The sequence below is a fragment of the Dawidia soli genome, from assembly GCF_018598185.1.
Classification (GTDB): Bacteria; Bacteroidota; Bacteroidia; order Cytophagales; family Cyclobacteriaceae; genus Ohtaekwangia; species Ohtaekwangia soli.
This window is the reverse complement of sequence record NZ_JAHESC010000040.1, coordinates 34,402-60,280: the sequence shown is the minus strand read 5'-3', so window position 1 is coordinate 60,280 and position 25,879 is coordinate 34,402. Positions and strand designations below refer to the sequence as shown.

The window sequence follows — 25,879 nt, the reverse complement described above, 5'->3', positions numbered from 1 at the left end:
TAGTATACGTTTAGTGGTGCAAAGAAAAGATCCTAATATTAAGATGTTGTTACCACGTTTTTACCAATGTTTTACTGTTCTCGTCGGCTATTTGCCTATCAAACGATAGGTAAGCGATAAACCGAGATTGACCCCTGCTTTATACGATTGTGTGACTTCGTCTCCCGACGTAGCATTCGGACCTGCCTCTTGTTCCAGTCGGATAGCTGGGTTCAAAAGGTTCTTGGCCGTCAGCTTCACCCCGAAACCACTCTGCCACGTATTCTGAAGCACCAAATCCAGTGTGCCGAAAGATTTTTCAAATTCGTCGCCGCGACCTACCGTGCCAACGTTGTAAACACGATCACCGAATACATTGTAAGTCAACTCGATGCTGGATTGTATGGATGACTTCATCAAGAGATCGTCGTAGCCCAGGGATAGATTCACCATGTACGGTGATGCACCCTGCAGCGGCCGCGACGTATTGGTCACCGACGACAGAAGATCACGCGTGCGGGCATCCTTGAATTTGCTGGGATCTGTGTCTACGTCGCTGTACAATAAGCTGAGGTTACCATCGAATACCAGGCCATTGACAAGTTTTGAAGAGGAGCTGAAGAAACTGGAAATACGTTTCTTGAACTCGAATTCAAGACCATACACCTGCGCGCTGGCAATATTGAAAAAGCTTATGTAGTTAATCCCGGAACGAACCTGCTCGATGGGTTTATCGATATTCTTATAGAACGCGCCGAACGAAATGAGCTCACTTCCAGTCGGAAAAATTTCGTACTTCAGATCAACATTATAAATCGAGGAATTTTCCAAGGATGGGTTACCCACTGTGCTCTGAAGATTCTCATTTATATAGGCCACGGGGATAAGTTCCATGAAATTCGGACGAGTCATGGTTTTCGACCCTGAGAAACGAATGATCTTTGTATCGGTAACATTGTATTTGGCACTTACTGTGGGCAAAAAGTCAACATCATCGACTTTAGCCTGTATGAACGGGTCATTGAAACCACTGCCCTGCAGGCGATACTCAACGGTCTGGTCAGACTTTTCTACCCGTAACCCGGGGATGATCGATAACCTTGAATTGACATTCAGATCTACATATGCATACCCTGCGTCGATATTTCTCGTTGCTGCCGACTGGCGAGAACCATCTGCGCCGTCAAGGTAGCGATAGTCTCCATTGGCAAATGCTTCGTCTGTCAGAACATGTTGCAGATTGTTGATGTCCACTGGGTGTCCTAACAACGCAGAACCGGGTAAAAACTGGACTTGAAACGACCGATACGCTACGTCACGATCCTTGCCCCTACGTTGATACCCCATAACAAGACGGTTCCGCTTGTCCTGACTATTGGGGTGACCGAAAGAATATGTCGCTTCACCGAATGCATAGTATTCCGTCTCATCGGAGCGCTGGTAATAGCGCTGACTGCCTCCAAGACCTGTGGAACTGATAGTTCCTACATCACGTACGTCTTCCTCCACAACAAAAGAAAGCTCCCTGCGATCAGGCTCGTCGGTATATGCAGTTGAGTAGCTGCCTCCCCATCGTACCTTCCAATTGTCAGACAACCTATTGTCCACCGACGCTTGTACATTGTGCATGCGTACTTCTAAGTAGCGGCTGCGAAGACGCAAACGATCTGTGGTTTCGCGATCATCGACATCAAAATTATCACCGAGGCTTTCCGTGTATGTGTTGCTGGAATTGTTAACAAAGAGATAATTAGCATGAACAGTATTGTTCTCATTCCAGGCAAACGAGGTACCGAGCAGACCCGTCATATTGGTGTTGAACGTATAGCGATCGCGATAAAAATCAGTCTCCGCAACCTGCAAGTTGTTTAGAATAAGGTTCGGGCCGAAATCCGAACGGTAGGAGTTACGATAGGAACCTGAAAAAATTATTCCCAATTTCGATTGTCCGAAATTCAGCGTTCTTCCAGCGTCGAAATTAAAGTTATTATCAAGCGGAGCATTGATTTTCTGACGACCGAAATTCGTCTTGAAAGGATCTTGCTCTAAGTTATCGAAACGCACGACACCTTTGTGATCCACTGCAACGGGCGCCTCCCGCCGATCTCCAGAAATACCCAGATAGTCAGAAGCACCATCTTGATTCGTTGTAAAATCCTTGAACGTCGAAACGCTGTTATAGTTTACACCTACTCCCATGACGAGGAAATTCTCCTGCGCAGGGTCCTTTGTAAAGATATCGATCGATGCTCCCGACACATCTCCGAACTGCTCCGGCTGATAACTCTTCGATACAGCAATATTGCGCACGACGGTTGTTGGGAAGATCTCAAGGTCCACAACCTTCCGGTTCTGGTCCGGTGATGGCAGCGGCATAGAGTTCAGGTATGCGTTGTTGTAGCGATCACCGAGACCGCGTACATAAATACCACGTGAAGCGACTTTGGTAATGCCCGTCATCTTTACAAGGCCAGAACCTACGTCGTTTACACCTTTTACAGACAACTCGATGGCGCCGATATTTTCAACAGCGATGGACGCATTCCTTCTTTCGCCTAGCAGAATCTGATCACTGGCCCGGTCGCGGATACCACCGATCACTACTTCGTTCAGCTGTGTGCCTTCCTCGAACAGCGATGTATTGACCGTGGTGATTTCGCCGGCAACAACGGTGACATTGCTGACAGTATCTGTTTTATAAGACAGGAACGACACAATCAGTTCGTATGTACCCGGCGCGACCTTAGCAACCTCGAAATTACCTTCCAGATCAGCCGTATTACCCAACGCTGTCCCTGCCAGGCGGACGCTGGCCCCGATGATCGGCTCACCCGAGATAGCGTCTTTGACGGTCCCTTTAATGGTACCCGTTTGCGCCATGGCGGCGACTGCAGCCAGCATAGCGAGTGTAAAAGAAAGAAGTACGCTTCTTAACATATACCTTTTATTTGCCACAAAGGTCTATCGCTAATATTACCTGACAGGGATGCCGCTGTTACGAAATTGTTAAGTGCAAAAAGCTTTACTAACGGGCGTTTAATGTGTTTTCACCACCTTTTTTATGCTTTTAAATGATTATCAGTGAGTTCACTTTCAGCGCCTTAACAATTATTACAAGATTTTTTAATCTGCATAATCCGCAGTTAATGGAACTTCGTGGAAGTTTCCGGAGAGGAAACAAAATCTCGTTCGGAGTCGAGGGCTCAACCCCATATTTTACCGCTTATGACACGCTCAGAAGGCAAGAAATTCCGGCAAGACACAACTATTCTTAAAAAAAGAGCCCGACCCTACCTGCTACAGGCTGGGCCGGGCTCCCGATCCGGGATACCGGTCTGCGGTCTATGGTTTAATGATTGATCGGAATCTTGTTCAAAATGGCGCGGACGATATCGGCAGGGCGAACGTTGTCAGCCTCGGCCTCATAGTTCAACAGGATGCGGTGACCCATGACGTCGACGGCTACCTCCTTGATATCTTCCGGCAGCACATAGTCGCGGCCTTCCATATAGGCCATGGCCTTGGCGGCCAGGTTCAGGTTGATGCTGGCGCGTGGCGACGCCCCGAACTGGATGTACTGGGCCTGCTCGTTCAATTTATAGTCCAGCGGCTTGCGTGTGGCATATACCAGCTCTACGATGTAACGCTCCAGCGACTCGGATACCTTCACGCGGTTGATCTGCTCACGGATGGAGAAGATGTCTTCCTTCGTCAGCATGGTGCTGACCTTATAGTCGAACTTCATGTTCGAGATGCGGCGCATGATCTCGATCTCCTGCTCTTTCGTAGGATAGTCGATATGCACCTTCATCATAAAACGGTCTACCTGCGCCTCGGGCAGCGGGTAAGTACCTTCCTGGTCCACCGGGTTTTGCGTGGCCAGTACGAGGAATGGTTTGTCTAGCTTGAACGTTGTCTCGCCGATGGTCACCTGCTTCTCCTGCATCGCTTCGAGCAATGCCGACTGCACCTTGGCCGGCGAGCGGTTGATCTCGTCCGCCAGGATGAGGTTCGCGAAGATGGGGCCTTTCTTTACTTCAAACTGACCGTCCTTCTGGTTATAGATCATCGTGCCCACCAGGTCGGAGGGCAGCAGATCGGGTGTAAACTGAATGCGTTGAAAGTCCAGGTGCAATACCTGGGCGAGAGTGCTTACCGTTAGGGTCTTGGCCAGGCCCGGCACACCTTCCAGCAGAATGTGCCCGTTGGTAAACAAACCGATCATCAACCGGTTGACCATGTACTCCTGGCCCACGACTACCTTGGCTACTTCGGCATAGACCTCTCTTACCTTTTCCTTATGCGCTTCGTGCTTTTCAACGGCTACGGATTCCATACAAAGTATTTTGATTTAAACCTGTCAAAAATAGTGTAATTATTGAAAAAGTAATCCCCGAAAACAGATGGATTGCAAACAAAGGACGTAAAAGGAGACATGGGCAAAACATTTGTGATGGGGGACATGCACGGCGCATACCGTGCATTGCGGCAGTGTCTGGACCGGTCTGCTTTTCATTATAAACAAGATCACCTGATCTGCCTGGGCGATGTCTGCGACGGCTGGCCCGAAACCCGCGCGTGTGTGGAAGAGTTGCTACGCATCAGACACCTGACGCTCATCTTGGGCAACCACGATTTTTGGACGCGGCAGTGGATGGCCACCGGCTATATAGACGACATTTGGTACGGACAGGGCGGCCTGGCCACCCTGCAGTCCTACGAGGAGGGCGTACCCGATGCGCACCGCGCGCTCTTCCGCAACAAGGCCCGACCCTACTACCTCCGCCATAACAAACTTTTTGTACACGCCGGCATCAATCCCGCCCTGTCCCTGCGCCACCAGGACGAGGACATTTTTCTGTGGGACCGGACGCTGGCCAAACAAGCCATGGACCATTTTGCGCGTGACGTTCGCGGCAAGCTCACCCGGTATGATGAAGTGTATATCGGGCACACGGGCACCGGGTACCTGCATCCCATACAAGGCGGTGAAGTGTGGTTGATGGACACCGGCGCCGGCTGGAGCGGTGTGTTGTCGATGATGAACGTCGAGACAAAAGAGGTGTTTACAAGCGATCCCGTGCCAGACCTCTATCCCGGCGTGGCGGGACGCAGCAGGCGGGCACCGTAGACACGGTCAGGATACCTGTACGATCAGCTCTTGCTCCAACGGTATGCCGCGCAGTTTCAGGAACAATTGCGCCAGCACGGCCACATCCCGCAGGCAGTAGTCTTTGATCTTTTCCAGGTCTTTGTCCACATAATACACGCGGTTCACCTGGCTGCCGTCGATGCCTCCTTCTTTGCTGGAGGGAATGTTGAACACGGCTGCCAGCAAGTCGAGTGACGTGAAGTGTTTATAGTCGCCGAACTTCCACATGTCCATCGTATCGTAGTGCGGTACCTCCCAGGGCTTTTTGCCGGCCAGGTCCAGCAGACCGGGCAGCACTACCCCGTTGATGAGCATGCGGCGCGACAGGTAAGGAAAGTCGAACTCTTTGCCGTTGTGCGCGCATAGCCGCCCCGAGACGCTGAGGCGCTCGAGCATGGCTTTGAACTCCAGCAGCAGGGTTTTCTCGTCGTCGCCGTAATATGCTTTGGTGCGCAGTGTCAGCGCGCCGTTTTCGCCATCCACAAACTTGCCCACGCAAATGCAGATGATCTTGCCAAATTCGGCAAAGATCGCGGCACGATCCAGGTATAGTTCGCCGTCGGTCAGGTCGCCGTCGCGGCGCAGGTTGGCCGCCTTGCGCGACCACAGGGACTGGATGCGCTCATCTAACAACCCAAAGTCTTCGACCGCCGAAACGGTTTCAATGTCGAGGAAAAGTATATCGCGCAGCTCGGGCAACATGGCTAGGAATGTAAGACGCCTTCCATTTCCAGTTCCTTGATAAAGGAAATGTTCTCTTCGCGAATGGCGTCGGGCACGAAGATGAAACGTTTGTCATAGATCTGCCGGCCTATGTAATAGCTAACCCAATACTCGTTGTTCAGGTGAAATACCGACGGATCGATGGGTTCGATGAGTACGGCGGCATGCTCGGCAATCGTGGCCAGAAAATGGCGCAGCACCGAGGTGCGCTGTTGCTCGCCGTCCTTTTCGCCATAGCCCTGGCTGGCCACCAGCGTGTTTTCAATAGGGAAGTCGTTGTTGTTGATGAGGTATACGCGCCATTCATCCTGGCCTTCCGTGCGCTGCCGCGCCACGGCCAGTGTCACGTTCTTTACTTCGGGTATTTCGATATCCTTCATCATAGCCACTCCATGTCAAATTGTACGCGAATCTTTTCCTTGAGGATTTGCTTGACCTCCTCGAGGTCTACCTTTCTGCCCAGCTCTTTCTCCAGGGAGGTGACAGCCTTGTCCTGGATGCCACAGGGCACAATGTAGCCGAAATATCGCAAGTCCGGGTTAACATTAAAAGCAAATCCATGCATGGCCACCCAGCGGCTGGTGCGCACGCCCAGGGCACAGATCTTGCGCGCCCGGTGCGCGTCGTCGGGATCGAGCCACACCCCCGTTTGCCCGGGACTGCGTCCCGCTTCAATCTTGTATTCACGCAGCGTCTGGATGACAGCCTCCTCCATAAACCGCATGTAGCGGTGAATGTCGGTGAAGAAATTTTCCAGGTCGATCACGGGGTATCCCACAATCTGCCCGGGACCGTGATAGGTGATGTCGCCCCCGCGGTTCACGCGATAGTACGTGGCCTGCACGTCCGCCAATTCTTCTTTGGGAATGATCAGGTTCTCTTCGTGGCCGCTTTTGCCGAGCGTGAACACATGTGGATGCTCGCAAAATACAAGGTAGTTATCGGTGGCTTGCTGCGCGTCGGCAGGCAGGTCGCGGTTGGCCGTTTTAGTGGCCAGGATCTGTTCAAACAGGGAAGCCTGATAGTCCCAGGCCTGCTGATAGTCTTTCAGACCAATGTCTATAAAGCGTGTCTTTTTATTTTGTACCGGGTTCATCACGTTCATTCGCCTCCTCCAGGGTGGTATCCGTCAGTTCGATCATGTAGGTTACGTTCAGGTTCTTGATGTCGTCATAGGTAACGACAAACAAGTCGCCGGGCATGGCATAATAACGCTCGTCCAGGTGTCGGTTCAGAAAGCCCACGTTGGGCACATCGGCGTCGAGGTCGTCTTTCAGCAGGCGGCGGTATACATTGGTGAGATAGAGCCTGTCCAGCCCGTTGTTATCGCGCGACAGGTAGTAGTCTTCGAGAATGCCGCTATAGATCATATCGCCTTCGCTCGATCCCATCACCACGTCGATCTGGATAAAAGCAATGGAGGAAGGGTCGATGTTCTTGGAGAGATAGAATGCCTCGCCGCTGAATAAATAATGCCACTCGTTGCCAAAGCGCAGAAACTTAGTATGCAGGTCCAGCCTGTAGCGGCGCACCAGGCGGCGGGCGATGACGCCAAACACGGCGCTGGCCATGAGCAACAGAGTGATGTATAGCAAAAAGGGCAGCAGGCTTTGCTCGATCACATGAAAGTCGAGCGCGTCGTTGCTGGTGATGAGCTGGTAGATAACTTCCAGCTGAACTTCGTATGCCGTAAATTGGTCGACCACCAGGATGGCGGCGAGCTGTAAGAACAAGGCCGGTATCAGTGCCCAGAAAATTTCTTCTACTGCCGACACTTTAAATGTCAGCTTGGCGTAAGTGCCCTGCAAGTACGAGAACCGGAAAATAAGGCCCGGCGAAATAAGAATAAAGAGGAAAAGCGAGCTGAATACTAGACTCATGCTTCAGCGTTACTCCTTGTGGGGGTTATAGGTAATGGCGGTGGCGCGGGTAAGGGTAAGTTTCTGGCCGTCTACGGTAATGGTACGCCCCTCGATGTCGTCGGGATTCCGCCGTTCTGACTGAACCGCCAGCATCAGCCGCTTGGAGAGCGTGCGATCGGCCAGGATTCTTCGTACAAGGTCACTCATGGGAGCTTTCATACCAGTGCGTTTAAAAAATGAAACGTTACTATAAAGGTATAACGAAAGAAGGGCTAAACAAGTTCTATCGACGCTTATCTGCGTATATTTGTCTACTCTGCAGTACAACGTTATCCAATACACCGTTATGAAGACTTCAAGACACCTGGAAATCGGTAGACACGGCGAGCAACTGGCAGCAGCCTTCCTGGAAAAGAAAGGCTACCAGGTACTGGTTCGAAATTACCGGGCTTCCTACACCGAAATCGACCTGATCGTAAAACGCGATAACTGGGTCATTTTTGTCGAGGTAAAAACGCGCAGCTCTACTGCCTTTGGCGAGCCCGAGCAGGCCGTCAGCGCCCTGAAAGCCCGGCACATATTCCGGGCAGCCGAGCATTATATCTTTAGCACCAACTGGCAGGGACACGTGCGGTTTGACGTCGTGGCGGTGAAGCTGGGCTTCGAGCCCACCATCGACCACTTCGAAGACGCCATCAATTAGCGACCATCTTGTTGTTGCGATAGATCTCCCTGCCCTTCTCGTTCCATTCCACTTTGATATAGGGCTTGACCTCTTTGTCGAATGCCTCTTTGGAATAGGTGACGATCTTTTTGCGCTTGCCGCTGGGGTAAAACTCGGTCCAATCGCCCACGCGCTGGTCCCAATGGTATTCACCCTGCACCGCCAGGGTGCCGTTTTCGTGAAAGAGGTAGTAGTAGCCTTCTTTTTCTCCGAATTCAATGGGTGTCATTTCCTTCATCCGCTTGCGCTCCATGGGGTCGTAGTAGGTCACCGTCGACTCGCGGGGCCAGCCGCGGTAGAATTTTTCCTTGTCGGTCAGCACACTGTCGCGGTTGTAGCTCAGCCAGCGACCGTGGCGCAGGCCCTTGTAATAAATGCCTTTGACAAGGACAGCCTCGCCCTGCCGTTTTTCATAGGGGCCGTGCAGCAGCACGCCCTTGGTAGGATCGAACGTCGAAGTCTTGCGGACTTCCTTGCGGGTGAAGTCGTACCAATAAATGTCGCGTACAAACGTCTGGGGTTTTTCGGAGTTCTTGATGTAATAGAACGTCTCGAAGGTGGTCCGGTCCCCAAAGCCTTTGCGTGTAAAGCCCTTTTTGGTTTTAATGCCGTAAAAGACTTTCTTTTTCTTTTTTTTCTTTTTGGGCTCTTCGGTCTGTTCCTCCTGGCTGAAGTCGAGGCTGGCCGGCGCGTCGATCGTAAACCGTTGCTCTTCGGGCGCGCTTCCCTCCTGGGCGAACGCCGGCACATGGGCTCCCGCCAACAATAGTGCAGCAAAAATTACCTTTGACCGCATACGTTATCCTGGTGTTTTTGAGTTACCTCCACAACGAAATTACTTAAAAAATAGTATGACACGGACGTCGCACCCAACATCTTTGCGACATTCACGTTTGTTGTCCCTATTGACGGCATGAACGACACCTACCATATCCTCACGATCGCCGGGAGCCTCCGCGAAAATTCTTCTACGGCGCACGTTCTACGGGCCGCCGAAAAGCTGGGCCAGGGCACGCTTGTATTCACCCGCTACCTGGGCCTCGCGTCGCTGCCCGCTTTTGACGACCACGAAGAGATTCCCGCCGCCGTGGCCGACTTCAAACAACAGATCCAGGCCGCCGACGCTGTGCTCATCTGCACCCCCGAGTATGCCTTTGGCGTGCCCGGTGCCTTAAAAAATGCGCTCGACTGGACCATCTCTTCGGGAGAATTCGTCAACAAACCCGTGGGACTCATCACAGCCTCCACCCGGGGCGAAAGCGCGCATGCCTCGCTGCTGCTCACGCTGTCGGCCATTTCGGCCATCGTACCCGAAGGAGCTTCCTTGCTGGTGCCGTTCATCCGCAGCAAGATCGACGCCGCGGGAAACATCACCGACTGGGAAACGCGCCGCGGCCTGAGCACCGTCATCGAAAATCTGGTGCGCGCATTACAGGAATGATCTTTTAGAATTTTTGCCATGCGCATATCATAGGCAATGACTACTTTTCTGGTGCAAAGACCCACAGACTTGTATTATGTTAAAAGATCTTACCACAGCCACATTCATCTCCATTGCCACCCTGGTCATACTGTTCGGATACATTGTGTACCAGGAGGGTCGCCTGGTGCCGGCAGCATCCAGGATGGAGGAAGAGATCTCCGACGAAGGTGTGATCGAAACCGGCGTCGACGACCTCCTGCGTGTGCCTGCCGTATCCTTCGACATACCCGAAAAGATCGCCTTTGCCGACGAGCCCGTACCGCTCAACATCCCCGACGTACGCGAGCGCCTGGACAAGGAGTTGCAAATAAATTGTTATTTACACAGTAATACCATCTTCCTCATCAAACGCGCTCACCGCTGGCTGCCGCAGATGGAGAAGATCCTGAAACAATACAACATTCCCGAAGATTTCAAGTACCTGCCCCTGATCGAAAGCAACCTGCTCAACGTGACATCTCCGGCCAACGCCGTGGGCTATTGGCAGATCCTCGCGACGTCGGGCAAAGAGCTCGGCCTTGAAATTACGAATGAGGTAGACGAACGCTACGACCCACTCAAGGCAACCGAAGCGGCCTGCAAGTACCTCCGCACCGCCTACAATAAATTCGGCGACTGGACACTCGTGGCGGCATCATACAACCGCGGCATGGGTGGCATGGCCCGCGCCATGGCCGACCAGCGCGTGGACTCGTACTACGATCTGTACCTCAACGATGAAACGTCGCGCTATGTCTTCCGCATCATTGCCATCAAAGAGATCATCAACAACCCGGCGAAGTACGGCTTCCGCATCAACCCGAAGCATCTTTACGAAGAGGAATCGCTGCGGTACGTAGACGTAAACGAGACGATCAAAGACCTGGTGGACTTCTCGCGCAGCCAGGGTATCAACTATAAATTGCTGAAGCGCCACAACCCGTGGCTGCGGCAGGAGAAGCTTACCGTAAAACGCGGCGGGCACTATCGTATCGCCATCCCTTCATAAAGTATAAAGTATATAGAGCATGAGCACCACCCACGCCGGACCCCGTCCGTACATCCTTGCCGAAAATACCTGGACGACAGTCGCCGCTACGCCCTATGAAGTAGCGGTGTTACCCTGGGGCGCCTGCGAAGCGCACAACTACCATTTGCCCTACGGCACCGACATACTCGAAGCCGGCCTGGTGGCCGCCGAAGCCGCGCGCATCGCGTGGGAACAAGGCGCCAAGCTCACGGTGCTGCCCGTTATACCGTTTGGCGTCAATACCGGCCAGAGCGATATCAAGCTCGACATGAACATGAACCCCAGCACACAACTGGCCGTGCTGCGCGACGTCATCGAAGTATTGAACCGCCAGGGCATCTATAAGCTCATCATCCTCAACAGCCACGGCGGCAACGACTTCCGCACGATGATCCGCGAGCTGGGACTGCAATACCCGAAGATGTTCTTATGCAGCTGCAACTGGTGGCAGGCCGTAGACCAGAAGGCATACTTCGAACACAAAGACGATCACGGCGGCGAAATGGAAACGAGCGTGATCATGCACCTGCAGCCCCACCTGGTCAGCCCGCTGTCGGAAGCCGGCGACGGCGCCGCCAAAAAGTTCCGCATCGGCGGCATCCGCGAAGGATGGGCCTGGGCCGAACGCAAATGGTCACAGGTAACGAAAGACACCGGCGTAGGCGACCCGCGCCAGGCCAATGCCGATAAGGGCGAACGATATTTCAAAGCCGCTACAGAGAAGGTGGCCGCGTTTTTCCTGGAGGTGGCGCAGGCCGACGCCAGGGATCTATATATATAGGTCCCGCTGTCGCTGGCTTGGTTCAAACAAACAGGGACATTACCTTTGAATGATGGGCTCCCTGAAAAACACATTTATCCGCTACCGGTACATCGCCGTCTATGGTCTTCTCATGGCGGTGCTGGTGTTTGTGCTCAAGTGGCTGCAGTGGCGGTTTCTGATTGCGGAGGGTTCCATAGAAATTTACATCGGTTTGATTGCCCTCTTTTTTACCGTATTGGGCATTGTTGTGTCACGGCAATTCGATCGGCGCAAAGTAGTTCGCACCGTTGTCATTGAAAAAGAAATTCCCGTGCCCGTTCAAACTCCCTTTATCGTGGACGCTTCCGCGCTGGAGAACTTAAATCTCACGGCTCGCGAGTATGAGGTGCTTCAACTTATGGCGAAGGGCTGCAGCAATACCGAAATCGCAGAAGCCCTGTTTCTTTCCCTCAGCACGATCAAGACGCACGCGTCCAATTTGTTTGTAAAAATGGATGTGACCAGCCGTACGAAGGCCATTGAAAAAGCTAAGCGTTTGAAAATCACGCCCTAGGCCCACAGGTACTTTGGTCTGAAAATGCACTTCGGTACTTTAGTATGAGCTGGATCAGAGGCGTACGGCCTAGTTTTACGGCCAGATCAAAACCAACCTCTGTATGAAACGCAACGTCCTCATCTTCGGCTCCATTCTGGGTACCATTCTGGCTGTAAACGGCCTGTTCATGTGTACCCGATGCTACAACCATCCTGAATTTGAAAGCCACGATACCCTGGGCTATACGGCCCTGATCGTCGTGCTTTCCCTGATCTTCTTTGGTACCCGCAACTACCGCAACAAACAGTTGGGGGGAAGCATCACATTTGTTCAGGCCCTCAAAACGGGCGCGTTGATTGCGCTATTGGGATCGACTATCTACGTAGCCTTGTGGCTACCGTATTATTACCTTGTCATTCCTGACTTTATGGACAAGTATGTTATCCATGTTATGAAAAACGCCGAGCGTAGCGGTGCAACCGCCGCAGAGCTGGCCGATACGGCATCCTACATGAAGAAGTTTCAGGAGAACTACAAAAGCCCACTGTTTGTCGTGCTCGCCAGCTATGCAGAAGTATTACCGATTGGCCTTGTGGTCGCATTGATTAGTGCATTGGTATTGAAAAAGAAACCTCGTGAACCGATACCGGTGCAAGGTTAACGGCTCTGGCGCAGCAACCTCTTAATTATACCGAAAGAAAAATAGTACCGAACACGGCACCGTGCAGCCCGTTACTTTGCTTACGACTTCGAAATCAGCGTAGTAGTATCAACTCTTGTATTCTTAATCTTTGTAAGCACATGAAAGTATTTTCGTTTTTTATTGATATCGATTGTTTTCGGTAGTCACATTGTTTTAGCACAGCAGGTGCCGGCAATTTGGAGGTTGTAGCATCGCTGGACATTCGTCCTGGAAACGTTGCTGTCTCAAAGACCGGCCGTGTATTCGCCACGATTCACATCTTAACGCCGGATGGTAAACTCTCCAACCTGATTCAGGATGAACGATTGCAGTGGCCGGACAATGTCGATCTCTCTTCTGACGGATGGATCTATATCTCGGTAAACCAGCTGAACACAACGCCCGCGTTTACCGGTGCCGGTGATGAAGGAAAACCTCCCTATTATATATACCGGTTCAGGCGGGTTGGAAAGAAGTAACGTATCCTTGGTTTATGACGGCAGCGGATTTGTTCGCCGCCGTCATTTTTATTCTGAAATAATATCGTTCAGGGCTTGAAAAATGTTCAAGGATACATACCCCTGCGATAAGGAGGTATGCGGCTTGCAACGATGGGATCCAGCGTTGGGTTTCTTGTTGTGTTACTTTTCTCGAGCGTCTGTATCGTGGCGGGACGTGTCTCCGAACTTATCCCAGATCTTTCGTATGACCTGCAACACGGGAATGTTTTTAGGTGGTTCGTTGGAAGTATCGTAGTTCATGTCTTTCAGCGATATCTTCCGGGTGTTGGCTTCCGACCATTCGTCAAAAGTTGGTATTTGTATGGCACTGCCACCTTTGTGGTGGCCGGACACGAACCCCTTTGGAGATTGTGGAATTTTATTTTCACATTCCACTGAACAGACGTTGACCAGCAATGGCAACATGTCGGTTCCGACTCGCAACGAGATCCAAAATTGGTTCGTCTGGGCATACGTAATCTCTTTGTTGCAGATACTACATTTCAGTGTTTCTCCGGTATAACGAACAGGGTTGTGCCGCAAATTCGGAAATGGCATCCGATTCTTATAATTTCCGTATAGCGCGCGGGTGCTCACCCGACTAGCCTTCAAATTTTTGCAATTTGTTATTTCGTAGGGATACCAGTGTAAATAATAGGAGGTATACGGATCGAATTCTTCCAGCGCTTCCATCTGTCCTATCTCTGGTGGAAGCTGGGTTAGCATACTACCGTACAACCAAACTTTCTTCACCTTTTTAAGCCTGGAGATGCTCTCCGGCAATGTGTGAATCTGCTGAAAGAGGTCCTGTCCCAATGCTTCCAATGGCGAAAACTCTTCTGTTCCGTCTGCTGCCACCTGCTCTACATATTCGCAAAGTCTTTTCCAGGCCGGTGAATTTCTATTCTGCAGGTCACCGCGCACTTTGTGAACCAGTCGGTTTGATTGTTGCTTCATATGCCAAACATACCGATAATGGCCGGGCCCCAATAGAACTTGGTAAAGAAGTAGGTGCCCGTCAGCAGGAAAGCGGTCATCAACAACAACAGTGTCGCCGACAAGACATTTACAACGGCCGGTGCAGTATATTTGCGCTGGCGGATAAAGATTTCGGCTACGACCAGGTTGGGAATATAAAAGAAGAAAGCCATGATGCGATCGAACATCCCGCTAAACTCGCTGGTGTGTCCCAGCTTGCCGGCTAACATAAACCAGAAGCCATAGTCCATGCGGTATAACCACGAGCCGATAGCCAGCGCATAGAGCCGCAGCGCCCAGGCGCGGTGCTGTTCATAACGCCCGGCGGCCGCGTGCCGATAGGTCTCGATCCCCGCTACCAGCATTAGTATGCCGTACAGGCCGAAGCCGATGTCCATCGGCGGACCGCCGATCGTACCTTTGATAAATATAAACGTCAGACCACCCAGCGCAGACAGCAACGACGCCACAACATACACACGTCCCACCCAGCGATGGAACGCCGAATACCGTACGCGCAAGGCTTCGATCAATTGAATGCTGCCCAGTATCAGGATGATCCCGCCCATGGCAAAGTGCAGGCCGATGCCCGTGGTGGCTGTACGCGATCCCTCCTCATACAATCCCGGCAGCACCTCATTCCATTTGACCATGTTGCCATCGACCAGCGCCATGGCATAAAAAGCGATGATATAGAGGCCAAACAACCCTGCACTGGTCCAAACAGTAACAACCAGTAATACCCCTAACCACCGAACGATGGTAACATCCATCCGTTTTGGTGCTAATGCCGGGGCGGTTGCGGCGGTGCTGAGTTGTGCGTCTGGCATGGAAATGGTGAGGTAAGCGTTCGTGCTATCGGGTCTTTGCAGCGAAGGTAACGATAATCTTCGGCCCGGGGAAGGCCGCCACGACACAACATTGTTAACGCACCAGCTCGAATTTTTTGCTGGCCATAACCTTGCCGTTCACCATCACCTCCAGCAAGTGTGTCCCGGCATGCAGCTGGCGGGTCGTGAAATCCTGGAAGCGTTGCTTCTTGACGATGTGCAGGGTATCCCCCGGCGCCAGCGCGATCTCTTTTAGCTTGAAGACTTTGGGCAGTTGTACCCCTGTCTTTTTGACATAATGAATGCGGTAGTCGATCATCAGCTTTTGCACGGTCCTTTTCTCAGACGTGATCTCGAAAGCAAACCGAAGCTCGTCGTTTAACTGTATGGTCGCGCTGTCGAGCCTAAGCTTTCCAAGCTTTACCCGCACGTCGGCCGTCAGGCCGAAGACCGCCATAGACTTTTCGTGTCCTTGTTTCAACAGCGAGCGGCAACCCCGTTTAATGATCCAGGCAGTATGCGTATGGGTTTTGTCCCACGACCGGATCAGATTCATGACATAGTCGGGAGAGTCTTTAGTGATATCGTTGAGGTGGTTGGCAACCGACTTGCGCACATACAGCTCGTCGTCGGCCTTCAGGTTTTCCAGGATCGGCGCCGTGAGGGCCGGGTTGGTAATGACCGCGTCCAGCTTAAACGACCAGGGCAGCCGGGGCCGGCTTCCCTCCGACGCCAGGCGCCGCACGTGCACGTTGTCGTCTTCCGACCAGGTATACAGGGCACGCAATGTCTTTTCCTGGTCTTGTTTAAAGAATGTGCGGATGGCAAATTCGGAGGAGCCGAATTGCGTAAAGTATTTCAGCGCCTCGAGCGACGTACGAAAGTCCTTCGTACCAAACTGACTGACAAAGTCCGGAAAGACGAGCGTGGTATACCCCGTATTCAGCAAGGGCACAACCTCTTTCAGGATGCCGACGGCAGTCGTATATTTTTCCGGTAGGTGTTTCTGCAGCACCCGCGAGGTGTGACGCATCCGCTCGTTGAGCGACAGAGGTTCCAGCCCGGTCGTGACTTCCTTCAGGAAGGGTGCCGCCGGGAATGGCTTGTGTACGGACGAAATGGTTCGCGCCAGGTTTTGATAGTAGGCTTTGCCGAACATTTCCTTTAATGGCTCCATAAATGCAGTGATCTTTTCCGAAAGAACGGAGGAGTCGGTGACAGCCTTATGTCAGGAAGAACAATACCGCAGCTATAAAAAAGTTTATGACCCTACGAAAGTAAGCCCGGTGCCGGGTGGCTGCCGCCGGCCGGGCGGGTGTGGTCCTCCGGCAGCTGAATAAACTCATGATTATCCGTGGGCGGCAGGATGATCCGGCCTTCTTTCCAGTCCGCTTTGGCCTGCTCGATGCGCTCCTTGCGCGACGACACAAAGTTCCACCAGATGTAGCGCTCTCCTACGGGCTCGCCCCCCAGCATCATCAGCGTAGTGTCTTCCAGTGCGTTCAACGCCGGGTCTACACCTTTTGTGAACACCAGCATCTGTCCTGCCGTATACGGCCGCCCCGATACTTCGATACTGCCTTTCACGACGTAAATCCCCCGCTCTGAATACTCTTTGGGCAAACCGAACCGCGCGCCCTTCTTCAGCACTACATGTATGTAGAACAGTGGAGAATGTGTTTTCACGGCGCTGTTTAAACCAAACGCATTGCCGGCGATCTGCCGCATCCATACGTCTTTCTCCGTAAAGATGGGTAGTTGTTGTTCCTTATAATTGTTGAAGGTAGGATTTGACTCTTCGTCTTTCTCTGGCAGCGCTACCCAGGTCTGGATCATTTCCAGCGCACCGCCCGCCAGCACGGCAGGGTCTTCGAATCGTTCGGAGTGCGATATGCCCTTGCCGGCAGTCATCCAGTTCACTTCGCCCGGTCGGATGACCTGTAGCGCACCCGTACTATCGCGGTGCGTCACCTGGCCGCCAAAAAGATAGCTCACCGTAGAAAGGCCGATGTGTGGGTGCGGCAGCACGTCCATCGACGAAGCGTTCTGTGGTTGAATATCCACCGGACCGGCGTGGTCCATAAAGATGAACGGTCCGACCATACGCCGAAGGCGGAACGGAAGGATCCGTTTTACTTCCATACCGGGCGCGATGGCAGCCTTGCGTGCTTCTATAACGATGTCGAGCATATGCAGAGTAGGTTAGCGTTTCAAAGATAGCGGTTTCTACCACGTAAAACCTGTGCAAATACCGCTACCCGGTTATTAAAAAAGTTTGTAGGATGTCACATCGGCAATTTCTGAATCGTTGAGAAATTAAGGGTTTTACCCAAAGCTATAACTGCAGTAGCCGGCTTTTTTGATTGCTTGGATTAAAAGTCAGCTGTCTGCTTGTCGAGGATCTCCCGGACGTGCTCCTCATCCATCTCCACGGTGGTCTTATTGTCACCGCGGCTAAGGATCAGAACAAAACGCCAGTTGTCTCCCAAGTCTCCGGGAGCATCGACAAACTTTGCCACGATCTTTTCGGATAGCTCCTTCGTCTTCTCGGGGTCTTCGAGGTAGATCTTATCGGGATTGATGAGCGTCACCTCGATCCGCTTTTTGGTCCCGGTATTTGAGTCGTAATTGGAGCTCCAGTTAACCGTAGCGTTGTCACATCCAGCCATCGATCTGATCTCATTGATAGTTATGAGGTCTACGGGCATAAGCGAACAACTTGCGATCATCACCGTAAGTGCGATGTATAACATTCCCTTTAGCAAAGTGTTATGGTTTTTCATGATGTTAACGGCTGGAAATTGGACTTCTATATCAGCTAATATACTAAATAGTTGCGTGACATGAGCATATGCTACGGCTTGAGCCAAGCATCATGGAATATGTAGCGGTCGATTGCGTCATATTAACATTCACTAACAAAAAAACAGGCTGTCCTTCTGAGACAACCTGTTCTATTGTTATCGCCCAAGAAGCGCGTAGGAATTTACTTCTTATACAACTCGGCGAACTTCTTTTCGCCCAATTCCAGGAACTTCACAAACTCGTCCACATCCTTGTCATATCCATACGGCTTGACCAACACATGCTCATCCAACCCCACAAGCACATAGAAAGGCTGAGCATTGTGCTGCAGATTGGCAATCTGCAGATCGGCATTCTGTTTGCCAATGGTTTTCTTTACTTTTTGGTCGTATTTAGATGTATACCACTCAGACTCGGGCAGTTCCGTCTTGTCATCCACATACAGGGCCACCACCACAAAGTCGTTGCGCAGCTTGTTCAGTACAGCCGGGTCGGACCATACCACCGCTTCCATCTCGCGGCAGTTGGTGCAGCCGTGACCGGTGAAGTCGATGAACAGGGGCTTGTTTTGCTGGCGGGCGCAGGCCATGGCTTGTTCGTAGTCAAAATAGCCGCTCAGGTTGTGCGGCAGGTGTAAAAACTCGGCATACTTCGGCGCTTCGCAGATTTCGTTCGTTTCGCTTTTGCGTGTGGCGGAGTATAAATCAAAGTCATGGGTATACGCCGGGGGCAGGTAGCCTGCCAGGGCTTTTAGCGGTGCACCCCACATGCCGGGAATGAGGTATACTAAAAATGTAAAGGTCCCAATGGCAAGCATCAGGCGTGGCACGGGTATGCGTTTGTCCTCCACATCCTTCCCGGTATCGCCGGGCAAGCGGAAGGCTTTCATGAGATAGAGGCCAATGAGCGCTACAACCACAATCCAGATGGCAATATTGACTTCGCGGTCCAGTACGCCCCAGTGGAATGCCTGGTCGGCTATGCTTAGGAACTTAAAGGCCAGTGCAATCTCGATAAAGCCCAGGATTACTTTTACCGAATTCAGCCAGCCACCTGACTTGGGCAGCGACTTTAGCAGGCTCGGGAAAAATGCAAACAACGTAAACGGTACGGCAAACGACAATGAGAAGCCCAGCATGCCTACGATAGGCTTAGTGAATTCGCCACCCGCCGACGCTACCAGCAAGCTGCTGACCAACGGGCCGGTACACGAAAATGAAACAAGCACCAGGGTAAAGGCCATGAAGAAGACGCCGATAAAGCCACCTTTTTCGGCCTGCTGATCTACTTTGTTTACCAGGCTGCCCGGCAGTGTGATTTCAAACAATCCCAAAAACGAGACGCCGAAGATGATAAACACGGCAAAAAATATCAGGTTCGGAATCCACTCGGTAGCCAGGTGGTTGGCGGTCTCAGGACCCATCAGCGGCGCCAATGCCGCGCCAATGAGGGTATAGATCAAAACGATAAAAAAGCCATACAACAACGCCTGCCCCCTGGAATTGCCTTTTGTAAAAAAACTCACCGTCATAGGGATCATCGGGAACACACACGGTGTGATAAGCGCCGTAAGACCTGTAGCAAATGCTATGAAAAAGAAAAGCCATAGCGACTCCTTCGATTCATCTTCTTTCAGATCCGGATCGAGTATCGGGCCTTTTATCTCACCATATTTTGCGAGTAGTTCAGCCGCTGATGCATTCTTATCATCGGAATATACTGTGTCAATAATGACTTCCTGCTGTTGGGCGGGTGCTGTTACGACAGACGGCGCGTTGGCAGTCGGTGCTACAGCGCCGGCGGGCTGCTTAGGGTCTTCTTTTTTTTTATCGTCTGCCGACGGTGCCGTCATGGCTTTACCTTCGGCCTGGATCGTGAATGAAACATCACCGTCGAACAATACGCATTTACCCTCTACTTCCGAACATACCTGTCCTTCGTAGGCGCCTTTGATGGTCACGTTGGGCGCAAGGATCTTTACTTTCTGACGGAATTCACCTGTGCCTTCGAATGTGCGCACGTCGCAATCAAAGATCTTGTCGTGCTTGGCTTTGTCGTGCACGGCCACCAGGTCGCCCTCCAGTTGGAAGCCCGGGTTCTTTTCAATGGTTATGGACATGGGTATCGGGCCGCAGTCGGCGTCAAACCCTACCGAGTATATATACCATGTCTTATCGATGTCGGCTTTAAAGACAAGCTCCACCACGTCGCCTACCTTGACTTTTTTGTCTACCGGCACACTCACCAGACGGGCCGGTTCCAGGATCTGCGCCTGGCTGGCCAGGGCCCATAACAGCCCTGCACACACAAGAATACGTTTCAGCATAAGGTTAAATGAGAATTCTGCTCCGAAAGTAACGAACTGCCGGCGATAAAAGTTTAGTACAATACACATACGGCTAACCCTAATGTGGTTCGGCCGTATTTTACAAGTCTATGATTACCTGATTCTTCAAAAGATCGTCCTGCTGCTCGCGTGCGCGGATCAGTTTGGGCTGGCCTTCTACGATCAGCACCTCCGCCGGCCGTGGCCGCGAGTTGTAGTTGGAGGCCATCGAAAAACCGTAGGCGCCCGCATTTTTAAAGGCCAGGATATCGCCTTCGCGCACTTCACTCAACGGGCGGTCGCTGCCGAAAGTATCGGTTTCGCAAATATACCCCACGACGGTGTACACAGCCTCTTTTCCTGCGGGGTTGGACACGTTCACAATGTGGTGATACGCATCGTACATCATGGGGCGGATAAGGTGGTTCAAGCCCGAGTTCACCCCCACAAAGGTGACGGTGGGCGTAGGCTTTACAACATTCACCTGGGTGAGCAACGTGCCGGCCTCGCTGACGAGGAACTTACCGGGTTCGAGCCACAGCTCCAGCGTACGGCCGTACTGCGCGCAAAATTCATTGAAAGCCTTTGTCAGGCGTGCACCGAGGTCTTCGACGTTCGTTACCACGTCGCCCTCCCGATAGGCTACTTTAAAACCGCTGCCAAAGTCGATAAACTCCAGACCGGTGAAATGTTTGGCGGTATCGAACAACACTTCGGCGGTTTTCAGGAACGCTTCCGTTTCTTTTATGTCCGAGCCTGTGTGTATATGCAATCCGCGAATGCGGATGCCGTGCTCCTTCATCAGGTCCTGGATCTCCTGCAGTTGCAGCACCGAGATGCCGAACTTCGAATTGCTGTGGCCGGTAGAGATCTTGATGTTGCCTCCCGCCATGATGTTCGGGTTCAGGCGTATACCGCAGGGGTAGGTGCCTTTATATTTTTCACCAAACTTGCGCAGGGTCGATAGGTTGTCGATGTTGATGGCCAATCCCTGGGCCACACCCTCTTCAATTTCGCTGAAGTCTACACCGCTGGGGGTAAACGTTATCTCGACGGGTGCGTAGCCGGCCTGGCGCGCCAGGAACACTTCGCCGAGCGACACGGCCTCCAGGCCCACGCCGTGCTTGCGCATGAGCTTCAGGATCGACACATTGGTCAGTGCTTTGGCAGCGTATTTAAGGCGTACGTCGGATGCCGAGTATGCATCTTTCAGGCGTTTGATCTGCCGTACGATGACGGCGGCATCGTATACGTACAAAGGGGTGCCAAACTGTTCTGCCAGCGATAAAACCGGTACGCCCTGCAGGGTGTACGTGTCGTGTGATCGTTCCATGTAAAAAACTAAAAGTTTCAAATATAAGGGGGCGGTTCTAATCTGACTTGTGGATTTTCAATTCTATTTTTGGCCCATGAAGCTTTTCTTTCGCGAGTACCCGGCTGTAGACCCCGTCCAGAACACCCAACCAATCGTTATCCTGCACGGCCTGTTCGGCTCGGCCGACAACTGGCTGACACAGGCCCGCGTGCTGTCCAACCATCACTATCGCGTATTTACGGTAGACCAGGGCAACCACGGCCAGTCGCCGCACAGCGATCGGTTTGATTATCCCTCCATGGTAGCCGACCTGGCCGAGCTGTTGGCCGACCAGGATATTCAGAACCCCGTCATCCTGGGTCATTCCATGGGCGGCAAAACAGCCATGAACTTTGCCCTCGCCCATCCCGATAAGCTTTCGAAATTAATTGTCGTCGACATCGCCCCGCGGTACTACGACCTCGAGCATTACACCATCGTAAAGGGTCTGAATGCGCTGGGCATCGATACTGTCACCTCGCGCCAGGAAGCAGACGAGCGCCTGTCGGAGTATGTACCCGAGCCCGACGTACGCCAATTTTTGTTGAAGAATTTACAGCGCAAAGCAGAGGGTGGGTTTTCGTGGAAGATCAACCTGCCGCTGATCACCGAGCAGCTTAGCAACATCGGTGTAGACTTACAATACCCGGGCGCGTTCGACAAGCCCACGCTGTTCATCCGCGGTAAGTATTCGAAATATATAGCAGACGCTGACTTCGCGCGCATACAACAAGTATTCACGCAGGCAACCTTGGAAACACTGGAGACAGGCCACTGGGTGCAGGCCGAAAAGCCGCAGGAGTTTGTAGAGCTGGTAATGAAGTGGGTGGAATAACGGCCCGTTGGACTTAGATGTCCAGGTAACGCAGTAACATGTCGATGCGATCTTTCTCGCCCGCGATGGGTTTGTTTTCCTGGTAACGACCGATCACCTTATAGTTAAAACGCTCGAGGGTCGCCACGATGCGTGACATCTCTTGCTGATTGATCTTGAGTGTAAGGCGGATCTTGCCGGCGTCGAGCGGATCTTCTTTGACAATGCTGCTCAGGATCTTCGCGTGGTTCTCTTCGATGAGGCGGCTGATCTCGGACAACGAGTAATCGTTAAAGTTCATCGACAACACCAGGATACCACCGGGGAGTTGTACCGCAGCCGTTTGTGCGAACGACGTGAGCGTATCTTGTACCGTGATCACTCCGCAGTACGCCATTTGTTCGTTCAGCACCGCGACCATTTGCAGCTTGTGCTCGGCGGCAACCTTCAGGATATCGTAAAAGTGTGTGTCGAGATGCACATAACACTGTTGGCCTACCAGCGCAAAGTCGCGCACAGGCTTGTCCATTTCATTCCGCTCGAAAATGATCTCTTCTGAAATAAATCCCAACAGCTTGCCGTCTTCGATCACCGGCATATAGTTACAGCGAAACTCTTCCATCCAGACAATAGCTTTGTGAGCATCGTCTGTCCCCTTCAATGGAGGGATCATGTGGTTTATGAGGTCTTCCGCCAGCAAGTAGGTTATATTTTCAGCGTTTCCAGTCCGTTCTCAGTGCAGGATAAAATCTTCTACGAGTTCGTTGAATTTATCAGGGTGTTCCATCATCGGTGCGTGACAGCACTTGTCGACGAATTTAAGCGTCGAATGGGGGATCAACCTGTTAAACTCGTGCGCCACAACCGGTGGCGTAATAGTATCGTTCAAACCCCATACCAACAATGTCGGCACCTTGATATTGGGTATTTCTTCTGCCATGTTATGGCGTTGGGCAGACTTGGCAATTGCCACGATCCGCATGCATTTAGGGATGCTATTGGTGATTTCAAACACCTCGTCCACCAACGCCTTGGACGCCACGGCGGGGTCGTAAAAAGTATACGACACACGTTCTCGGATGTACTCGTAATTTCCCCGTTTGGGATAAGATCCTCCCATGGAATCTTCAAACAGGCCGGAGCTACCGGTCAGGATGAGCTTTTTTACCTTATCGCCATTCCGCAGCGTGTAGATCAAGGCAATGTGGCCGCCCAGGCTGTTGCCCATGATCGTCATGCCGCTCAATTTCTGCGCGGCGACAAAGTCCTCCACAAATTTGTTGAGTCCTTCCAGGCCGGCTTCCTTGATGGGCATCTCATAAATAGGCAGCATCGGGATCACTACCCTAAAATTCTTCGAGAACCGGTTTACAACGCCTTCCCAATTGCTCAATGCACCAAATAAACCGTGCAAGAGCAGCAAAACGTCTCCCTGCCCTTCGTCGACAAACTTAAACCCGTCCTTCTCTTTAACCGCGATGGCCATTGTTGTTCTATTAAACGTCAATAAGTAAAGAAAAAATTCTATTAGAATGAAAAAATTCCAGTGTTAGAAAATACCTCTGAAAAAGGGCAAAATATACCCGATACCGTGGATAATATTGGGGGCAAGCTTCGAGACCATCGGTAAGACCCATGAATCGGCCGTCCAGTCATCGGGAAAGGCAAATTTCATGGAGTAAAAAAGCCACAGGAACACGCTCATCATAAAGCCCGAGCGAAACAGACCCATGAACCCGCCGGCCACCTGGTCTACCTTCCCTAAAAATGTGTGGTCTACTTTCTTGGAGATAAACCTGGACAGGAGGTTGACAACAAATACCACGAGTACAAGAACAGCCGTGAAGGCAATGTATGGCAATGCTTTTGCGTCGATATGATAACGCTCTTCGAGGTGCACCATGACCCAGCCCATGAGTTTGAAGCCTGCGACGATACCCAGCAAAATGGAAAGGAACGAGATCAGCTCCAACAGGAATCCATCGCGGAATCCGTTGTACGCGCCTACCAGGATAATGATTGCGAGGGTTATGTCGACTTTACTCATGACTCCTTACGGGGTGAGCAACTTTTTGACAAGTTCGGAAATAATTTTGCCATCGGCCTGCCCGGCCAGTTTTTTTGTGGCGGTGCCCATCACCTTACCCATATCCTGCGGACCTTTGGCGCCCACTTCGGCAATAATTTCTTTCACAGCGGCTTCGATCTCTGCCTGGGAAAGCTGCTTGGGCAGGTAACGCGAGATGATCTCGAGCTGAAAGTTTTCTTTATCGGCCAGGTCCTGGCGACCCTGCTGTGTAAAAATGTCGGAAGATTCTTTCCGTTGTTTGGCCGCTTTCATGAGGATCTTATTCTCGGCATCGGCCGATACATCCCCCGAGCCACCCTTCTCTGTCTCGGCCAGCAGGATCATCGACTTGATGCTGCGCAACGCCTCCAACTCTTCTTTGTTTTTGGCAAGCATGGCTTTTTTGATATCACCATCTATTTGTTGCTTCAGGCTCATATGAATTTCTTTTTAAATACTAATTTTCGAAACAATTTACGGGTATCCAGTTTTATCAAAGCATCGGGGGGAACGACCTATGACCAGACTGAGCGTCAATATTAATAAAATTGCCACACTCCGGAATGCACGCGGAGGAAATAATCCGGATGTGATCAAGGTCGCCATTGACTGCGAACGGTTTGGCGCGCAGGGCATCACGGTGCATCCCCGGCCCGACGAACGCCACATCCGCTACAAGGATGTGCTCATGCTGCGCGATGTTGTCACGACCGAGTTCAACATCGAAGGCTATCCTGACGAACGTTATGTTAACATGATGCACGAGGTAAAGCCCGGACAAGCCACGCTGGTGCCCGATCCGCCCAACGCCATCACCTCCAATGCCGGGTGGGACACGATCAAACACGCCGCCTTTTTGCGCGACATTGTTCAGGAGATCAAGTCACTCGGTGTGCGTGTTTCTATTTTTGTAGACCCTTCGCCCCGCATGGTCGAGGGCGCCATTGCCGTCGGTGCCGACCGCGTTGAATTGTACACCGAACCCTACGCCGTAGAGTATCTCGTCAACAAAGAGATCGCCATCAAGCCCTATATCGAAAGTGCAAAGGTAGCCCACGCGGGGGGTATCGGCGTCAATGCCGGCCACGACCTGGACCTCAACAACCTGAAATACCTGCACCAGAATATTCCACACCTCGACGAAGTCTCCATCGGTCACGCCCTCGTATCCGACGCCTTGTATTACGGTCTGGAAAACACCATTCAACTGTATCTCAAACAGCTAAAGAGCTAAATTCTACCAGCGAGGAGTGGGAGAGCCTGCCCTCCTGCGCCAAGGCTTTGGGGGCAAT

Annotated in this window: 29 protein-coding genes; 10 read left to right on the top strand and 19 right to left on the bottom strand. The window is 51.9% G+C overall.

What is annotated here, in order from left to right; translation table 11 throughout:
• Window positions 1-87 precede the first annotated feature (87 nt).
• A complete protein-coding gene (locus tag KK078_RS22795) occupies window positions 88-2,916 on the bottom strand; it encodes a TonB-dependent receptor (protein WP_254092635.1) in 2,829 nt (942 codons plus the stop codon).
• A gap of 412 nt (window positions 2,917-3,328) precedes the next feature.
• A complete protein-coding gene (locus tag KK078_RS22790) occupies window positions 3,329-4,315 on the bottom strand; it encodes an AAA family ATPase (RefSeq protein ID WP_254092634.1) in 987 nt (328 codons plus the stop codon).
• A 72-nt stretch (window positions 4,316-4,387) separates the two neighbouring features.
• On the opposite strand from KK078_RS22790, the gene KK078_RS22785 reads away from it, so the two are divergent.
• Window positions 4,388-5,110, top strand: coding sequence for a metallophosphoesterase (locus tag KK078_RS22785; protein WP_254092633.1), 723 nt, complete (start codon window positions 4,388-4,390; stop codon window positions 5,108-5,110).
• 6 nt (window positions 5,111-5,116) lie between these two features.
• Here the strand turns inward: KK078_RS22785 and KK078_RS22780 are convergent, their stop codons facing one another.
• Genes KK078_RS22780 through KK078_RS22760 form a run of 5 tightly spaced genes read right to left on the bottom strand, consistent with a single transcriptional unit; the run spans window position 5,117 to window position 7,935 of the window.
• Window positions 5,117-5,833: a 3'-5' exonuclease gene (locus tag KK078_RS22780; RefSeq protein ID WP_254092632.1), complete on the bottom strand. Its 717-nt coding sequence runs from the start codon at window positions 5,831-5,833 to the stop codon at window positions 5,117-5,119.
• 2 nt (window positions 5,834-5,835) lie between these two features.
• Window positions 5,836-6,237: a hypothetical protein gene (locus KK078_RS22775; protein WP_254092631.1), complete on the bottom strand. Its 402-nt coding sequence runs from the start codon at window positions 6,235-6,237 to the stop codon at window positions 5,836-5,838.
• Window positions 6,234-6,950: a lipoyl(octanoyl) transferase LipB gene (gene lipB, locus KK078_RS22770; protein ID WP_254092630.1), complete on the bottom strand. Its 717-nt coding sequence runs from the start codon at window positions 6,948-6,950 to the stop codon at window positions 6,234-6,236. Before lipB ends, KK078_RS22775 begins: the two co-directional genes overlap by 4 nt.
• Entirely contained in the window at window positions 6,931-7,734 is an 804-nt protein-coding gene (locus KK078_RS22765; RefSeq protein WP_254092629.1) for a hypothetical protein, read from the bottom strand. Before KK078_RS22765 ends, lipB begins: the two co-directional genes overlap by 20 nt.
• 9 nt (window positions 7,735-7,743) lie before the next feature.
• Window positions 7,744-7,935 (bottom strand): hypothetical protein, encoded by a 192-nt coding sequence (locus KK078_RS22760; protein WP_254092628.1) that lies wholly within the window; start codon window positions 7,933-7,935, stop codon window positions 7,744-7,746.
• Between the two features lie 127 nt (window positions 7,936-8,062).
• Between KK078_RS22760 and KK078_RS22755 the strand changes: the two genes are divergently transcribed.
• Window positions 8,063-8,419: a YraN family protein gene (locus tag KK078_RS22755; RefSeq protein ID WP_254092627.1), complete on the top strand. Its 357-nt coding sequence runs from the start codon at window positions 8,063-8,065 to the stop codon at window positions 8,417-8,419.
• Here the strand turns inward: KK078_RS22755 and KK078_RS22750 are convergent.
• A complete protein-coding gene (locus tag KK078_RS22750) occupies window positions 8,412-9,236 on the bottom strand; it encodes a toxin-antitoxin system YwqK family antitoxin (protein WP_254092626.1) in 825 nt (274 codons plus the stop codon). The two genes, KK078_RS22755 and KK078_RS22750, sit on opposite strands and share 8 nt — an antisense overlap.
• 117 nt (window positions 9,237-9,353) lie before the next feature.
• Between KK078_RS22750 and KK078_RS22745 the strand changes: the two genes are divergently transcribed.
• From KK078_RS22745 to KK078_RS22720, 6 genes are all read left to right on the top strand, one after another.
• A complete protein-coding gene (locus KK078_RS22745; protein WP_254092625.1) occupies window positions 9,354-9,881 on the top strand; it encodes an NADPH-dependent FMN reductase in 528 nt (175 codons plus the stop codon).
• Window positions 9,882-9,957: 76 nt separating this feature from the next.
• Window positions 9,958-10,911, top strand: a complete 954-nt coding sequence (locus tag KK078_RS22740) for a lytic transglycosylase domain-containing protein (protein ID WP_254092624.1) — start codon at window positions 9,958-9,960, stop codon at window positions 10,909-10,911.
• Between the two features lie 19 nt (window positions 10,912-10,930).
• Window positions 10,931-11,713 (top strand): creatininase family protein, encoded by a 783-nt coding sequence (locus KK078_RS22735; protein WP_254092623.1) that lies wholly within the window; start codon window positions 10,931-10,933, stop codon window positions 11,711-11,713.
• Between the two features lie 112 nt (window positions 11,714-11,825).
• Window positions 11,826-12,248, top strand: coding sequence for a helix-turn-helix transcriptional regulator (locus KK078_RS30540; protein ID WP_262898768.1), 423 nt, complete (start codon window positions 11,826-11,828; stop codon window positions 12,246-12,248).
• 103 nt (window positions 12,249-12,351) lie between these two features.
• Window positions 12,352-12,891, top strand: a complete 540-nt coding sequence (locus tag KK078_RS22725; protein WP_254092622.1) for a DUF4199 domain-containing protein — start codon at window positions 12,352-12,354, stop codon at window positions 12,889-12,891.
• A gap of 218 nt (window positions 12,892-13,109) precedes the next feature.
• Complete coding sequence (locus KK078_RS22720; RefSeq protein WP_254092621.1) at window positions 13,110-13,391, top strand: hypothetical protein; 282 nt, start codon at window positions 13,110-13,112, stop codon at window positions 13,389-13,391.
• 162 nt (window positions 13,392-13,553) lie between these two features.
• On the opposite strand, the gene KK078_RS22715 is transcribed toward KK078_RS22720, so the two are convergent.
• From KK078_RS22715 to lysA, 7 genes are all read right to left on the bottom strand, one after another.
• Entirely contained in the window at window positions 13,554-14,369 is an 816-nt protein-coding gene (locus tag KK078_RS22715; RefSeq protein ID WP_254092620.1) for a leucine-rich repeat domain-containing protein, read from the bottom strand.
• Window positions 14,366-15,220, bottom strand: coding sequence for a DUF2306 domain-containing protein (locus KK078_RS22710; protein WP_254092619.1), 855 nt, complete (start codon window positions 15,218-15,220; stop codon window positions 14,366-14,368). Before KK078_RS22710 ends, KK078_RS22715 begins: the two co-directional genes overlap by 4 nt.
• Before the next feature lie 94 nt (window positions 15,221-15,314).
• Window positions 15,315-16,397, bottom strand: a complete 1,083-nt coding sequence (locus KK078_RS22705; protein ID WP_254092618.1) for a DNA alkylation repair protein — start codon at window positions 16,395-16,397, stop codon at window positions 15,315-15,317.
• Window positions 16,398-16,489: 92 nt separating this feature from the next.
• Entirely contained in the window at window positions 16,490-17,410 is a 921-nt protein-coding gene (locus tag KK078_RS22700; protein ID WP_254092617.1) for a pirin family protein, read from the bottom strand.
• A 182-nt stretch (window positions 17,411-17,592) separates the two neighbouring features.
• The gene (locus KK078_RS22695; RefSeq protein WP_254092616.1) at window positions 17,593-17,949 is read right to left on the bottom strand and encodes a hypothetical protein; all 357 of its coding nucleotides are present in this window, start codon (window positions 17,947-17,949) and stop codon (window positions 17,593-17,595) included.
• Window positions 17,950-18,206: 257 nt separating this feature from the next.
• Window positions 18,207-20,351 carry a protein-disulfide reductase DsbD family protein gene (locus tag KK078_RS22690; RefSeq protein ID WP_254092615.1) on the bottom strand — a complete coding sequence of 715 codons (2,145 nt, stop codon included), beginning with the start codon at window positions 20,349-20,351 and terminating at the stop codon, window positions 18,207-18,209.
• A gap of 100 nt (window positions 20,352-20,451) precedes the next feature.
• Window positions 20,452-21,684, bottom strand: coding sequence for a diaminopimelate decarboxylase (gene lysA / locus KK078_RS22685; protein WP_254092614.1), 1,233 nt, complete (start codon window positions 21,682-21,684; stop codon window positions 20,452-20,454).
• A 76-nt stretch (window positions 21,685-21,760) separates the two neighbouring features.
• Here lysA and KK078_RS22680 point away from each other — a divergent pair, with 76 nt between their 5' ends.
• Window positions 21,761-22,540, top strand: coding sequence for an alpha/beta fold hydrolase (locus KK078_RS22680; RefSeq protein WP_254092613.1), 780 nt, complete (start codon window positions 21,761-21,763; stop codon window positions 22,538-22,540).
• A gap of 13 nt (window positions 22,541-22,553) precedes the next feature.
• On the opposite strand, the gene KK078_RS22675 is transcribed toward KK078_RS22680, so the two are convergent.
• The 4 genes from KK078_RS22675 to KK078_RS22660 form a co-directional block, all read right to left on the bottom strand.
• Window positions 22,554-23,192, bottom strand: coding sequence for a CBS domain-containing protein (locus KK078_RS22675; protein ID WP_254092612.1), 639 nt, complete (start codon window positions 23,190-23,192; stop codon window positions 22,554-22,556).
• 60 nt (window positions 23,193-23,252) lie between these two features.
• Window positions 23,253-24,005 carry an alpha/beta fold hydrolase gene (locus KK078_RS22670; protein ID WP_254092611.1) on the bottom strand — a complete coding sequence of 251 codons (753 nt, stop codon included), beginning with the start codon at window positions 24,003-24,005 and terminating at the stop codon, window positions 23,253-23,255.
• 63 nt (window positions 24,006-24,068) lie between these two features.
• Window positions 24,069-24,566, bottom strand: a complete 498-nt coding sequence (locus KK078_RS22665) for a CvpA family protein (protein ID WP_254092610.1) — start codon at window positions 24,564-24,566, stop codon at window positions 24,069-24,071.
• A 6-nt stretch (window positions 24,567-24,572) separates the two neighbouring features.
• A complete protein-coding gene (locus KK078_RS22660; protein WP_254092609.1) occupies window positions 24,573-25,025 on the bottom strand; it encodes a GatB/YqeY domain-containing protein in 453 nt (150 codons plus the stop codon).
• Between the two features lie 79 nt (window positions 25,026-25,104).
• Between KK078_RS22660 and KK078_RS22655 the strand changes: the two genes are divergently transcribed.
• On the top strand, window positions 25,105-25,821 hold the full coding sequence (locus KK078_RS22655; RefSeq protein ID WP_254092608.1) for a pyridoxine 5'-phosphate synthase: 717 nt from the start codon (window positions 25,105-25,107) through the stop codon (window positions 25,819-25,821).
• Window positions 25,822-25,879: the final 58 nt, after the last annotated feature.